Annotated in this window: 11 protein-coding genes and 1 pseudogene; 6 read left to right on the top strand and 6 right to left on the bottom strand. The window is 71.1% G+C overall.

Translation table 11 applies throughout. The annotated features are described in order from the left end of the window. On the bottom strand, positions 1–630 hold the full coding sequence (locus NWFMUON74_RS17855) for a DUF5753 domain-containing protein (protein ID WP_187683015.1): 630 nt from the start codon (positions 628–630) through the stop codon (positions 1–3). A gap of 228 nt (positions 631–858) precedes the next feature. Further along, positions 859–1,824 (bottom strand): ADP-ribosylglycohydrolase family protein, encoded by a 966-nt coding sequence (locus tag NWFMUON74_RS17850; protein WP_232110420.1) that lies wholly within the window; start codon positions 1,822–1,824, stop codon positions 859–861. Positions 1,825–1,960: 136 nt separating this feature from the next. Between NWFMUON74_RS17850 and proP the strand changes: the two genes are divergently transcribed. Continuing rightward, positions 1,961–3,484: a glycine betaine/L-proline transporter ProP gene (gene proP, locus NWFMUON74_RS17845; protein ID WP_187683014.1), complete on the top strand. Its 1,524-nt coding sequence runs from the start codon at positions 1,961–1,963 to the stop codon at positions 3,482–3,484. Here proP and NWFMUON74_RS17840 read toward each other — a convergent pair. From NWFMUON74_RS17840 to NWFMUON74_RS17830, 3 genes are read right to left on the bottom strand one after another with little or no spacing between them, the layout of a single operon-like run. Continuing rightward, the gene (locus tag NWFMUON74_RS17840) at positions 3,481–4,434 is read right to left on the bottom strand and encodes a phytoene/squalene synthase family protein (protein ID WP_187683013.1); all 954 of its coding nucleotides are present in this window, start codon (positions 4,432–4,434) and stop codon (positions 3,481–3,483) included. The two genes, proP and NWFMUON74_RS17840, sit on opposite strands and share 4 nt — an antisense overlap. 10 nt (positions 4,435–4,444) lie before the next feature. Then, positions 4,445–5,941, bottom strand: coding sequence for a phytoene desaturase family protein (crtI, locus tag NWFMUON74_RS17835; RefSeq protein WP_187683012.1), 1,497 nt, complete (start codon positions 5,939–5,941; stop codon positions 4,445–4,447). A 15-nt stretch (positions 5,942–5,956) separates the two neighbouring features. Then, a complete protein-coding gene (locus tag NWFMUON74_RS17830) occupies positions 5,957–6,979 on the bottom strand; it encodes a polyprenyl synthetase family protein (RefSeq protein WP_232111181.1) in 1,023 nt (340 codons plus the stop codon). A gap of 261 nt (positions 6,980–7,240) precedes the next feature. Here NWFMUON74_RS17830 and NWFMUON74_RS17825 point away from each other — a divergent pair, with 261 nt between their 5' ends. Beyond that, positions 7,241–8,830 carry an SDR family oxidoreductase gene (locus tag NWFMUON74_RS17825; RefSeq protein ID WP_187683011.1) on the top strand — a complete coding sequence of 530 codons (1,590 nt, stop codon included), beginning with the start codon at positions 7,241–7,243 and terminating at the stop codon, positions 8,828–8,830. On the opposite strand, the pseudogene NWFMUON74_RS36730 reads toward NWFMUON74_RS17825, so the two are convergent. After that, positions 8,737–9,377: pseudogene (locus NWFMUON74_RS36730) on the bottom strand (TIGR03085 family metal-binding protein). The gene NWFMUON74_RS17825 and the pseudogene NWFMUON74_RS36730 sit on opposite strands and share 94 nt — an antisense overlap. A 104-nt stretch (positions 9,378–9,481) precedes the next feature. Here NWFMUON74_RS36730 and NWFMUON74_RS17815 point away from each other — a divergent pair. The 4 genes from NWFMUON74_RS17815 (at position 9,482) to NWFMUON74_RS17795 (ending at position 13,868) form a co-directional block, all read left to right on the top strand. Then, on the top strand, positions 9,482–10,501 hold the full coding sequence (locus NWFMUON74_RS17815; RefSeq protein WP_187683010.1) for a DNA topoisomerase IB: 1,020 nt from the start codon (positions 9,482–9,484) through the stop codon (positions 10,499–10,501). A gap of 49 nt (positions 10,502–10,550) precedes the next feature. Beyond that, positions 10,551–11,894 carry an aldehyde dehydrogenase family protein gene (locus tag NWFMUON74_RS17810; protein ID WP_187683009.1) on the top strand — a complete coding sequence of 448 codons (1,344 nt, stop codon included), beginning with the start codon at positions 10,551–10,553 and terminating at the stop codon, positions 11,892–11,894. Positions 11,895–11,922: 28 nt separating this feature from the next. Next, the gene (locus NWFMUON74_RS17800; RefSeq protein WP_232110418.1) at positions 11,923–13,299 is read left to right on the top strand and encodes an NAD-dependent epimerase/dehydratase family protein; all 1,377 of its coding nucleotides are present in this window, start codon (positions 11,923–11,925) and stop codon (positions 13,297–13,299) included. A gap of 125 nt (positions 13,300–13,424) precedes the next feature. Beyond that, on the top strand, positions 13,425–13,868 hold the full coding sequence (locus NWFMUON74_RS17795; protein WP_187683008.1) for an SRPBCC family protein: 444 nt from the start codon (positions 13,425–13,427) through the stop codon (positions 13,866–13,868). Positions 13,869–14,056 lie beyond the last annotated feature (188 nt).

Below are 14,056 nucleotides of genomic sequence, written 5' to 3'. Positions count from 1 at the left end.
CTACAGCGTAGCTCCCGCGGCCGCCGCCGCCACGATGTCGCTGGTCCGTTCGGGGCCGAGGGCATTGATGCACAGGCGATTCCAGATCTCGTGGTACGCGTCGATCTCGCGGCGGCCGTCGAGGAACGCGGCGCCGGTGGCGTGCGGGACGTGCACGATATCGCCGCGATGGGTGGCGGCGAATCGGAAGACCGTGAACGGCACGGTGCTGATGATCGGCCCGGCGGCGTGGTCGGGCATGATCTGCACGCTGAAACCGGGCCGGGCGGCGATGTGGGCCAGATGGTCGAGCTGCTCGCGCCACGCCTGGTGGCTGCCGAGCTGGCGGCGCAGCGCGGCCTGCTCGAGCACGATCCACAGGCGCGGCGGATTCGACCGGGCCAGCAGCTGTTTACGCTGTTCCAGCGCGGCGAGCTGCGGATGCGGTCCGGTGGCGTGGTCCGGGTCCGCGATCGCGAGAACCTCTCTGGTGTACTGCGCGGTCTGCAACAGACCGGGAATCATGCCGGGTGCGTAGCAGCGGATGAGCGAGGCGGAACGCTCGAGGTCGAGATAGGTGTCGAGCCAGCGCGATGCGAGATCGTCGTCCGGCTCGCCTTCGTTGTCCGCGAAGGCGAAGGCACTGCTCATCGATCACCGACCCTTCCGCATCGGTCAGGTAGCCACATCGCCGAGCCTGCCTCGGCCGTACCGTCCGTCACCCGATCTCCCGGTGCGCGGCGATCGGCCCTGACGTGCGGAACCCGGTCGTGACGGCCGTGCTCGGTGCGAACGTCGATCCCGACGCTCGGGAATAGCCTGTCATCTCGCGCGGCCCAGAAGGTCTCGAGGAGATCACGATCCGCCCGAAACGCCCGGCTACGACCCGCCCGACAGCCACCGCCGCAGCCGGCCCGGCCGGGCCGATCCGCGCGGCCGCGTCCGCCGGGCCGCGTCGAGCCAGGCGGGCAGCGGTTCCCGGGCGGCGAGCCACGCCCGTGGGACTCCCGTGACCGTGCCGGTACCGGTGTGGGCGGCGACGATCCCGCCGACGATGGCGCTGGTGGTGTCGATGTCCCCGTCGGCCGCGATGCACGTGGTGATCGCGGTGGGGTAGTCGTCCAGATGTGTTGCGGCGACCCAGATCGCGAACGGCACCGTGTCCTGCGCGGTGACCCGGGAGCCGTTGCCGAGTTCGTGCGCGGCCCGCTCGGCCGAGGTCCCGAGGAGGGTGCGGGCGTGGCGAATCGACCGGGTCGTCTCGCCGTCCTCGAGATGGCCGAGGATCTCGGTGATGAACTCGGCGGGTGCGGGCCGCGTGCCGCCGAGGCGGTTGCGCGCGGCCGCACCGGCGGCGAGCGCCACCGCGACCGCGCCGCGCACTCCCTCCGGATGCCGGTGCGTCACCTCTGCCGACCGGACCGCCTCGGCCGCAATCGTTTCCGGATCACCGGCGTAGCACGCGCCGAGCGGAGCGACCCGCATGGCCGCGCCGTTGCCGCAGGAACCTTGGCCGTCGTAAGCGGCCCCGGCCGCCTCTCGCCAGTGCACCCCGTCCCGGATCCGGCGCAAGGTGTCGACGGTGAGGAAGCCGTAGTCGCGGTGCGCCTCGAAGCGATCGGCGAACGCGCGGGCCAGCCGGTCCGGATCGATTCCGCCGCGCAGGTGCAGTTCGGCGATGACGGTACAGGCCATCTGAGTGTCGTCGGTCCATCGCCACTCCCGCTCCCCGAGCTCGCCGGCGCGAATATCCGACAGTGATCGGCGCAGGATCGGGAACTCCGCGCCGAGCGCGTCGCCCACGGACAGCCCGTCCAGCGAATCGAACATCAGATCGGTGTGCATCGCGACGATCGTAGCCAGTCCCGCGCCCAATGCCGGTGCGCCTCTGGTGCGCCTGCATCGGGCAAACGCTCAGCACACATACGATTCGATGCTGGTAGCGGCAGAGCACGATCCTTCCGGAACAGGGAGTGCGGCGATGGAACAGGACAGCGGACGCCGATCGGCACGTGAGGTCTTGCAGGCCCTGCCTCGTCACGTGCGCGTGGATGCCATCCGGCGCCTACGCCGCCGCGGCCGTCCGCTGGCGCTGCGGGACATCACGGTGGTCGACGCGGGCATGCTGAAACGTGCCGTGGTCGCCGCCGCGCTGGGAAACTGCATGGAGTGGTTCGACTTCGGCGTCTACAGCTATCTCGCGGTTGTCATCGGCAAGGTGTTCTTCCCGGAGGTCGGTGCGGGCGTGCAGGTGCTGGCCTCGTTCACCACCTTCGCCGCGGCGTTTCTGGTCCGGCCGCTGGGCGGGCTGTACTTCGGCCCGCTGGGTGACCGGATCGGCCGCCAGAAGGTGCTGGCCACCACCATGCTGATGATGGCCGCGAGCACCTTCGCGATCGGCTTCATCCCCGGCTACGGCACGATCGGCATCGCCGCGCCCATCCTGCTGCTGATCTGCCGGATGGTGCAGGGCTTCTCCACCGGCGGCGAATACGGCGGCGCGACCACCTTCATCGCCGAGTACTCGCCGGACCGCCGGCGTGGATTCCTCGGCAGCTGGCTGGATTTCGGCACCTTCGTCGGGTATGCCGCCGGTTCGGGCCTGGTCACCCTGCTCACCGCGACCCTCGGGGAGGACACCCTGGAGGCGTGGGCGTGGCGGCTGCCGTTCCTGATCGCCGGGCCGATCGGTGTCATCGGACTGTACGTCCGGCTGAAACTCGAGGACACTCCGGCCTATCAGGAGCAGTTGGACGCACACGATCGCGAGCTGGCCGAACAGGAGGCGGGCACCAGCCGGTCGGGCGAGATCGCGGTGATCTTCACCCGGCACTGGCGTGCCATGCTGATCTGCATCGGGCTGGTATTGCTCTACAACGTCACCAATTACATGGTCACGGCCTATCTGCCGACCTATCTGACCGAATCGCTGCACCGGTCCGCCACCTATTCCGACCTGCTGGTGCTCAGTGCGATGGGGCTGGTGGTGCTGCTGATCACCTTCGTGGGCCGCGCCAGCGACCGCTTCGGGCGGCGGCCGGTGTTCCTGGCCGCGGCCGTGGCCCAGGTGCTGCTGGCCTACCCGTGTTTCGTGCTGATCCGCCAGGATGGCTGGGCGCTGCCGCTGACGGGCACGCTGCTGCTGGCGGCGCTGCTGGCCGGTTTCGCCGGACCGAGCGCCGCCACGCTGCCCGCGCTCTTCCCGACCGCGGTGCGCTACGGCGCCATGGGGATCTCGTTCAACATCGCGGTCTCGGCGTTCGGCGGCACCACGCCACTTGTCAACGCCGCCTTGGTGAATGGCACGGGCGATCTGATGGTGCCCGCCTACTACCTGATCGGGTCCGGTCTTCTCGGCGTGCTGGCGGCGCTGGTGTTGAAGGAGTCGTCGCTGCTGCCGCTGAAGGGCTCGCAGCCGATGGTCGGCACCGACGAGGAGGCGGAGGAACTGGTGAACACCTCCGAGCTGGCCCTCGCGGAACTGCGTGCGCACGGCGACCGCTAGTGACCCGCGTCCGATCGCTGTCGCGCGAACGGTGACGTTCCGAGTCGCCGCGCCTGGACGAATCCGTGGAGACCGACGGCCGCGCGCCGCGCGGCACTCACGCGGGCGCGATGGACGAAAACGTCGAAGTCCAGATCCTCGATGCGATCGAGGATTTCGGAATAGAGCGTCAGCGCCGCGGATACGCAGGGCCGGGACCGGGGCGCGAGCAAGTCGATTCCCCGGCCGGCGTAGGCATAGATTTCACGGGTGCGAGCGTGCTGGTCGGCAAGGGCGCGACGGACCCGCGGATCCGTTCGCCGATGGGCCTGGCACCACTGCAGTAGATCCCGGTCCACGCCGTGTCCGGCCAGTTCATCGGCGGGCAGGTACACCCGGTCGCGGGCGAGATCCTCGTTCACGTCACGGAGGAAGTTGGTGAGCTGGAACGCCTTTCCCAGCGCCGCGGCGTACGGCGCGGCCTCCTCGAGCGGTGCCGCGACGCCCAGCACCGGCAGCACCTGTAACCCGATCACCTCGGCCGATCCATGGATATACCGGTCGAGCGCCGGCCGGTCGGGGTAGTCGGTGACCGTCAGGTCCATGCGCATCGAGGCCAGGAACGAGTCGAAGAGCACGTCGGGAATCCGAAACCTCCGCGCGGTATGCAGGACGGCGGGCAGTACCGGGTCGGCGTCCGCCGTGCGGCTGCGGAAATGCCCGGCGAGCTCGTTCAGTCGCGCCGCGCGGTCATCGGGGGCGGCGGCGGAGGTGAGGTCGTCGAGGATATCGTCGGCCCTGCGGGCGAACCCGTACAGGGCATGCACGGCGGGCCGCTGATCGGGCGCCAGCAGGCGGGTCGCCAGGAAGAAGGTTCTGCCGTGGCGGGCGTTGAGCGCGCGGCAGGCGCGATAGGAACGGCGCAGCCGCGGATCCGTGGGGTGGTTGGGCAGAGTCACGGTGGGAGACATGGACTTCCGATCAACGGGCAGGAGTGGGCAGGGCGGAGCTGTGACCGGTGATCCGGTCGGCGGCCAGCCGCCCGGAGATCAGGACGGGCGGAATGCCGACGCCCGGAACCGTCGAACCACCGGCCAGCACGGCGTTGTCCAGTCCGCGAATCAGGTTGGCGGGCCGGAAGGGTCCGGTCTGGGCGAAGGTATGGGCAAGGGCGAAGGGGCTACCGGCCGGCATGCCGCGGCGTGCCCAGTCGGCCGGTGTCGTGACACGCAGCAACTCCGCGTCGGGCAGTGCGCCGGGGAGCCGGTGGCGGACGGTGGCCAGTATCTCCTGGGCGTAGGCGGGGGCGTAGCGGTCCCAATTGATCGGTGCGCGAGAAAGATTCGGTGTCGGCGCCAGCACGTACAGCAGGTCCCGGCCGGGCGGGGCGAGCGCCGGATCTCCGGCGGTCGCGCGAGTCACGAGCAGCGACGGGTCCCGCATCACACGTCCGTCCCGCATGAGGTCGCGGAACGTGTGCTCCCACGCCTGTCCGAACAGCAGCGAGTGGTGCGCCGTGCCGGGCGTACGCGCGCAGCCGACGTGCAGGACCACCGCCGAGGGTGCGGCCGTGAGCCGTAGCGGCCGTCGTGACCGGTGCGCCAGAAGGCGGTAGGAGTCGGGTAGGTCTGTCGTCAATACCACCGCGTCGCAGGCGATCCGTTCGCCCGCATCGGTTTCGACCGCATGGACGCGGGAGCCGCGGCGGTCCAGTGCGCTGACGGTGGTCCGGTACCGGATACGGACGCCGGCGGATCGCGCTGCGCCGGCCAGGGCGTCCGGCAGCGCACGCATGCCACCGCGCGGGAAGTAGACGCCACCGACCGTGTCCATGTAGGCGATGACCGCGTAGGCGGCCATCGCTTGCCTCGGGGCGACCCCGGCGTACAGCGATTGAAAGGTGAATACCCGGCGCAGACTGGGATCGGCGAGGTGGGCGGACACGGCACGATCCCAGCGGCGCAAGCCACCCAGTGCCACCAAGCGCCCGAGCGCGGGAGTCAGCATCGACAACGGCGAATCGAAGTTCGTGGCGAGGAAGTGGTCGTACTCCGCGCGGTAGAGGCGAATCAGCCACTCCCGCAACCGAAGATAACCGGATACCTCGGCGCTTCCGGCGAAGTCGGCGACCTCGGCGGCCATGCGATCGCGGTCGGCATGCACCGCCAGCTGTCGCCCGTCGGCGAAGTGGGCCCGGTACGCCGGATCGACCGGTTCCAGGGTCAGGTGATCTCGCATTCGCTCGCCGACGGCGGCGAATACATCTTCGATGAGGTCCGGCATCGTCAACACCGTTGGCCCGGTGTCGAGGCGGTAGCCCGCGATGTCGGCGCGTCCGGCCCGGCCGCCCGGCACGGCCTCCCGTTCGATCACGGTGACCTCCCGGCCCCGGCCGGCCAGATGCAGCGCGGTCGACAGGCCGGCCAATCCGGCTCCGACTACGACGACGTGGTCGGATCGGCCGATGGTCGTGCGCATCGCACTCCCTTCTCCTCACATTTCACGGGTGGTGCAGATGCGGATCATGCCGTCGAGCAGGTGCCGCTGCGGCTCGGGCAGGCAGGCGGTGGCGACGATGCGCCGCGCCTCGGCAGTGCGGTCGCTGATCATTGCCTCGATGTGCTCGCGAGCGCCGGTCGCGGCGATGAGCGTGCGCAGCCGTGCGACCGCGGCCGTGTCGAGCTCCGGCGTGGCCAGCAGAGTGCGCAGTTCGCGCCGGGCCGCTGCGTCGGCCAACTCCAAGGCGGCGACGACCACCGTGGTGGCCTTGCGCTGGCCCAGGTCTGTGTCGCCGGGCTTACCGGTCACCTCGGCGGTGCCGAAGGCACCGAGGATGTCGTCGCGGAGCTGGAACGCCTCGCCCACCACGCATCCGTATCGGCCCAGCGCCGTGCGTGTCCGCTCGTCGCACCCTGCCATCGCGGCGCCCATCTCCAGCGGTCGGCGCACGGTGTAGTTGCCCGATTTCGCCCGCGCTACGGCGAGCACCGCGCCGAGGCCCGGTTCGGCGCGGGCGTCGTTGAGCAGGTCGGCGAACTGCCCGACCGCCAACTCGACTCGCATGGCGTCGTACTGCGGCCACACCCGATCCAGGGCGGTGCGGTCGACCCCGCTGTCGCGCAGCATCTTCTCCGCCCATACCAGGCAGATGTCGCCTACCAGTGTGGCAGCGGACTCGCCGAATCGGTGCGCGTCGCCGGGCAGATCCGCGCGCCGATGCCGGGCGGCGAAGCGCACATGAGCGGCCGGCTCGCCGCGTCGTAGCCGTGCCGCATCCATCACGTCGTCCTGTATCAGTGCGAACGCGTGCACCAGTTCGAGGCCGGCGGCGGCGCGCAGAGCGGCCGCGTCGGCGTCGGCGCCGCACAGCCAGCCCAGATACATGAAAGTCGAGCGCAGGCATTTTCCGCGGCCGACATACTGCCGCGCGATGTCGTGCACGGCGATGTCGCGGACGGGAGCGATGTGGTTCCGGGTCAGGAACGTCTCCAGTTCGGCGAGGACATGGGCCCGCACGGTGGCTCGCCACTGGCGCGTCGACTCCGTGGTGTCCGAACCTCGGTGCGCGAAATCCCCTGCGAGACAGGCCGACCGGTCGGGGCGGAAGGCGGCGACACTCACGAGGGCTCCTCGGATCGCGGAAACGGTCTGACGCGGTGTAGGTCGCCCATGTTACATGAAACGATGCATAAATGATGCAACCTGCTGACCGCAGACGAGCGGACTGCGATAGTTGACGTTGTCCGAAGCGCATGGTTCGACGAAAGGCGGTGTGTCATGGAGTGCGTTGTCTTCGGTGCGACGGGCTATATCGGCGGGCGCCTGGTTCCCGAGTTGGTGGCAGCCGGGCATACCGTCCGGGCTCTCGTGCGCAGTCCTGGCAAACTGGACGAGGTGCCGTGGCGCGACCAGGTCGAGATCATCCGCGGTGACGTCACGGTCGCCGCGGACGTACGGCGCGCCATGGCCGGGCAGGAGATCGTCTATTACCTGGTGCATTCGCTGACACGATCGGATTTCGACACCGTCGACCGCGAGGCGGCGGAACTGGTGGCACGGACGGCAGCGGATGCGGGAGTGCGGCGGATCGTGTATCTGGGCGGGATCGTGCCGGCGGGGCAGCGGTTGTCGCGGCACCTGGCCTCGCGCGCCGAGGTCGGGCGTGTGCTCGCGGCCGGGCCGGTGCCGGTCGTGGTGCTGCGCGCCGCGGTGATCATCGGCTCGGGGTCGGCGAGTTTCGAGATGCTGCGGTACCTCACCGAGCGCCTGCCGGCGATGGTGACACCGCGTTGGGTGCACAACGCCATCCAGCCGATCGCCGTGCGGGACGTCCTCTACTACTTGACTCGTGCCGCCGAGGTATCGGGGCGGTTCGAGGGGAACTTCGACATCGGTGGCCCGGACGTGCTGACCTACGCGGGGATGATGCGTGGCTATGCGGCCGTAGCGGGCCTGCCCCGTCGGCTGATCGTTCCCGTTCCGGTGCTGACCCCGTGGCTGTCCGCGCAGTGGGTGAACCTGGTGACGCCGGTGCCCCGATCGATCGCGGTACCGCTGATGGAGTCGCTCGTCAACGACGTCGTCTGCGCGGATCACCGGATCGCGGAGTACATTCCGGACCCGCCCCGCGGACCGACATCGTACTGCCGTGCGGTGGAATTGGCGTTGCGGCGCATTCGCGAACTCGACGTGCCGACTCGCTGGTCGGACGCGAATTTGCCCGATGCGGCGTCGGATTCACTGCCGACCGATCCGGAGTGGTCGGGCGGATCCATGTACCAGGATGTGCGCGAACGAGATACGTGTGCCGACCCCGGAACGGTGTGGACCGTGATCGAGGCGATCGGTGGTGCGAACGGGTGGTATTCGTTCCCGCTGGCGTGGTCGTTGCGTGGTTGGATCGACCGCCTCGTCGGCGGAGTCGGGCTGGTGCGTGGCCGGCGCGACCCGGAACGCCTGCGGGAGGGCGACGCCCTGGATTGGTGGCGGGTCGAACGAGTCGACCGCCCCCGCCTGCTGCGCCTGCGCGCCGAGATGCTCCTGCCCGGCCGAGCGTGGCTGGAACTGTCCGTCACGCCGGAGGGTGGCGGCGCGCGTTACCGTCAACGTGCGCTCTTTCAACCCCACGGCCTGGCTGGTCATCTCTACTGGCAGGCCATCGCGCCCTTCCATGCCGCCATCTTCGGCGGTATGGCTCGCAACATCACCGTCACAGCCGAGGCGGCCGCTCACTCGGCCGAAGTTGTCCGGCGCGATCGACGGGACGGCAGGCGTCACATGCCGAAGTGGGTGCGGCGGACGGCGTCGACCGCGTCGGCGGGGCCGGTCACCTCCACCTGCGCGGCGCGGCGGCGGCCGAACAGGTAGAGCACGATCTCTCCCGGCGCTCCCGCGATACGGGCCGTGGGCTCGCCGCGGCGGGCCCGGACGGTCTCGGGCGTGCCCGTCCACTCCAACACCAGGCCCGCGCCGCGCAGGCGGCGCGCGAGGAACCACGGTGTGCCGCATACGTTGTGCCACAACGCCGCATCCAGCGCGGGCGGATTGGTGTGGGGGCCGCGCCCGTTGGCCCGGCGCACGTCCTCGTGGTGGACGAAGAATTCGTTGAGGCGGGAACCCGCCGCACCCGGTCGATCCGGAAGAATCCGCGCGGCGGCTCCGTGCGGAATGTGGCCACCAGCTCGCGGAAGTCCGTGCGCGCCAGCAGTTTCCGGCGGCGCTCGGCGAAGCGCGCCCACGGTCCGGGGAGGACGAGCCCGGGTCCGGCGAAGGAATCGTGCTCGCGGAGTACGAGAGGCGCGGCGAGATCGCGAGTCGTCCACGGAGCGAGGAGAGCCGGCGCAGCGGGACCGAGCCGGTCGAGGAGGTCGGCAAGGTGTTCTCGCTCGGCCGCGTCGAAGAACGGGCCTGCCATGCGCGGGAGTACAGCGGGGTCCGCCGGGTGGGCGGACGCGGATCCACCGGCATGGACACGATTTCTCGGGGTATCACCGGACCGGCGACGAGAGGAGTGGTCCGATGCGGTTGCGGCGCAGTGCACCGTACGGCCGCGGCGTGCGCCGGGTGCGGCGCGGCCGGGGCTTCTCCTATGTGGACGACGACGGCGCGCCGGTCCTCGACGCCGAAACCACCGGGCGCATCGAGGATCTGGCCATTCCGCCCGCCTGGCGGAAGGTGTGGATCTGCCCGCATCCCAACGGTCACATCCAGGCCGTGGGCGTGGACGCGGCGGGCCGGCGGCAGTACCTCTACCACGAGCAGTGGCGCCGTGAGCGGGACGAGGAGAAGTTCGACCGCGTGCTCGACATGGCCGCGAAGCTGCCCGGCCTGCGCGAACAGGTGAGTAGCGACCTGCGCCGCACGGGGCTGGTCCGGCCGCGGGTGGAGGCCGTGGCGCTGGGACTGCTCGATCGCGGCGTGTTCCGGGTCGGCGGCGAGGAGTACGCGGAGGAGCACGGCACCCGCGGTGTCGCGACACTGCTGCGCGAACAGGTGCGGGTGTCCGGTTCGGAGATGCTGTTCGACTATGTCGCCAAGGGCGGCCTCCGCCGCCGGGTGCGCATCGTCGAACCCGACCTGGCGCGGGCCGTGCGCGCGCTGCGCCGCAATCGTTGCCCGAGCGGGCGGCTACTGGTGTATCGCGACGGCGACCGGCTGCGCGAACTGCACTCCGACGACATCAATGCCCGGTTCAAGGAACTGGTGGGAAACGAGCACAGCGCCAAGGACTTCCGCACCTGGCAGGCGACCGTGCTGGCCGCCGCCGCGCTCGCCGCGACCGAACTGCCGAGCTCCCGGCGCCGCCGCACCAGCGCCGTGCGCGAGGTCATGACCGAGGTCGCCGAGGCGCTCGGCAACACCCCCACCGTGGCCCGCAACTCCTATGTCGATCCCCGCGTGATCGAGGCGTGGGAGCGTGGCGAGACGGTCGCGGCGGCCCTGCGCCGATCTCGCCGCGCCCGCACCGACGACGACCGGCAGGCCGCCGTCGAACGGGCCGTGCTGCGGCTGCTCCGCGCCGCGGCTCGCGCCCACTGACGCCCGGAGCGCGGATGTTTACCAGGGAAGACGCGGGTACTCGGGGCCTATGACCGAGATCGACAACGCGACCCGCATCGAGCGTGATTCGGTGACGGGCGACGCCGACCTGGTAACCGTCCTGAGCACCGCCCGCGCCGTGCAGCCGGCCTGGGCGAGCACACCCCCGGCCGCCCGGGCCGGGGCGCTGCACGCCGCGGCGGCCGCGCTGCGCGAACACGCGGGCGAACTCGCCGCCACCCTCGAGAGCGAGACCTGCCGCCCCGCCGCCTCGGGTCGCGAGGGCGTGCTGGCCGGTGCGGGCACCCTCGACCAGTACGCCGAGCTGGGGCCCGTGCATCGCGGGAAGACTCTGCAAGGCCAATGGGACGCAACGGATTTCATGATCCCGCAACCGCGCGGCGTGGTGCTGGCGCTGACGCCGTGGAACGATCCCGTCGCCATCGCCTCGGGACTGCTGGGCGCCGCTCTCGTGACCGGCAACACGGTGGTGCACAAGCCCAGCGAACGGTGCCCGCGCACGGGCGAGCTGTTCGGCAGGTTGCTCGCCGAGCACTTCCCGCACGGCGTGGTGCAGACCGTGCCCGGGGACGGCCGGGTGGGCGCGGCCCTGGCCGAATCGCCGGAGGTGGACGTGATCGCGCACGTGGGCGGCAGCCGCACCGGCAGCAGTATCGCCGCGGCCGCCGCGCGCACCGGGGCCAAGGCGCTCCTGGAGAACGGCGGCAACGACCCGCTGCTGGTCGACGCCGACGTGGATCCGGTGTGGGCCGCTGAGCAGGCGGCGCTCGGGGCGTTCGCCAATGCCGGGCAGATCTGTGTCTCGGTCGAGCGGCTCTACGTCCACCGCGACGTGGCGGAGGAATTTCTCGCCGCCCTCTGCGACCGGGCCGAGCGCTGGAACCTCGACCCGCAGCCACTGGTCGACGAGCGGCTGCGCGCCGAGGTGCACGCGCAGGTCCGCGAGGCGGTCGCCGACGGTGCGAAAGTCCTTGTGGGCGGGGAGATCCCGGAGGGCCCCGGCAGCGTCTACCCGGCGACGGTGCTCACCGGCTGCACGCCCGCGATGCGGGCGCTGTGCGAGGAGACCTTCGGTCCCGTCGCGCCCGTGCGGGTGGTGCCCGACTTCGACACCGGCCTGCGTGAGGCGTGCGACGGTGAATATGGTTTGGCGGCAACGGTTCTCACCGGCTCCCTGGAGCACGCGCAGCGGGCGTGGCGGTCGCTGCCGGTCGGCACGGTGAAGATCAACGCCGTCTTCGGCGGCGCACCCGGCGGCGCGGCGCACCCACGGCGCGCCTCCGGCTCCGGCTACGGCTACGGTCCGGAACTTCTCGACGAGATGACCACCACGAAGGTGGTCCACCTCGAGCCCCTCCCACCCCGGCAGTGACGGGCGGCGGATCCGAACCTGCGGACGCATGAAAATCGTGATCACCGGCGCGACCGGAAATGTCGGCACCGCCTTGATCCGCGCGCTGGCCGGAACAGGCGACGAACTCGTCGGTATCGCCCGTCGCTGCCCACCGTCGGATCGGGAAGCGCACGCGCCCCGGTACCGAGGCGACAGCGATCCGGCGTCCACGCCTGATCCGGCCCCCGTCGCACCCGTTGATCCCGACCGGTACCGAGTCCGCGGCAGTAGTGGCGATCCGGCGTCCGACCCGGCCCGCTGCCCGCCCGCCGATCGCGATCCGGACACGCACGTGCGGTGGGCCCGTGGTGATCGGGCGTCCATGCCCGAGTTCGGCCGCCGCCCGCCTCCCGATCGCGATTCGGATGCGCACGTGCCCCGAGCCCCTGGTGGTCGGGCCTCCACTCGCGAGCTTGCCTGCGGTCCGCCCGTGGATCGGGAGCCGGAGACGCATGTGCGCTGGGTCTCCTGCGATATCGGTGATCCGGCGTCGGCGCCCGTACTCGCCGCCGCCTGTGCGGGGGCGGACGCGGTGGTGCATCTGGCGTGGGCTGTGCATCCGCGTCGTGACGATCCGCCGATGGCTCGGACCAATGCCGGGGGCAGTGCGCGGGTGTTGCGGGCCGCGGCCGCGGCGGGGGTGCGGCAGGTGGTGTGTGCCTCGTCGGCTGCGGCCTATCGGCCGGGTCCGCGTTGGCAGACCGTCGATGAGGGAGCGGCGCTGGGTGGGGTGCCCGGCAGTGCCTACAGCCTGGGCAAGGTGTACCTCGAGGCGCAGCTGGACGAGTTCGAGCGGCGGGAGCCGTCGATCCGGGTCGCTCGCATCCGGCCGTGCGGGATCGGGCAGGCCGAGGCCGCCGGTGAGCTGGCCGGCTGGTTGCTGCCGCCGTGGCTGCCGCGCGCGCTCATCGGCCGCCGATGGCTGCCCGTCCCGCTGTGGAAAGACCTGCGGTTGCAGCTCGTTCATGCCGACGACGTCGCGGCGGGGGTGGCCCTCATCCTCCGCCGGGGAGCGTCGGGAGCGTTCAATCTGGCCGCCGAACCCGTGCTGCCGGCCGCGGCGCTGGCCGACTCGTACGGCGGATTCCGCCTGCCTTGTCCACGCCGGGCGGCCCTGGCGGTGGCGCGGGCGAGCTGGCGGCTGGGCCTGCAGCCGCTGCATCCGGGCTGGCTGGTTCTGGCCGACCGGGCCCGCCTGGTCGACGCGACGCGGGCCCGCCGGGACCTGGGCTGGTCGCCGCGATACGACGCCGCGGCCGTCTGCGCCGAACTCGCCGCCGCGATGCGGGCCGATCGGCGCGGGCATTCCGCCGCCCTCGACCCCGCGCGCCTGGGCGTGCGCCTCGGCCGGCCCACGCATCAGTCCCAGGACCCGCCGCCGTAACCCCACGCGATGACCATCTCGGCCGAGACGGGTTTGACCGGGGTCGTCCGCGGTAGTCGGACCCTAGGCCACCGGCCGAGCCAGGACAGTGCAATGGCGGCATCGAGGACGAAAGCGACGTGCAGATGACCGAAGTCGAAACCCGGATACCGGTACCGCCGAGTGCGGTGTTCGAAGTGCTCGCCGACGGCTGGTCCTACACCAACTGGGTCGTGGGCGCGTCCCACATTCGCGATGTGGACCGCGAATGGCCCGCGCCGGGCGCGCGCATCCACCACAGCGTCGGGCCGTGGCCGCTGCTGGTCAGCGACACCACCGTCGTCCTGGCCGCCGACCCGCCGCACACCCTAGATCTGGAGGCGCGGCTGTGGCCGTTCGGCGCGGCGACCATTCACCTGGAGCTGACCGAGGTCGAGGACGGCGTCACCGAGGTCCGGATGGCCGAGCGCGCCACGGCGGGTCTGGGCCGGTTCGCCCCCGACCCGGCGCAGGCGCTGCTGCTGCGGCCGCGCAACAACGAATCACTGGACCGCCTCGCCCATCTCGTCCTCGGCAAGCACCGGGGCTGAGCGCGGACGGCCCGCACCGGCCCGGAATTCCTGCTGCCCCGACGCACCGGGCCGAGTCACCGGCCGGTGCGTCCATGTCACTCGGCGCGACTGCGCGACCGACGTGAACCAGTTGATAGCTGTGTTAGTAGAAAGTAGGGCGTATCGGTTCGGCTCCGCGGTGGGGCTCGGCCGGGCATGTCACCACG

Origin of the sequence: Nocardia wallacei (assembly GCF_014466955.1) — a bacterium.
Classification (GTDB): domain Bacteria; phylum Actinomycetota; class Actinomycetes; order Mycobacteriales; family Mycobacteriaceae; genus Nocardia; species Nocardia wallacei.
The sequence above is the reverse complement of the archived record's forward strand: the minus strand, read 5'-3'. Positions and strand labels throughout refer to the sequence as shown.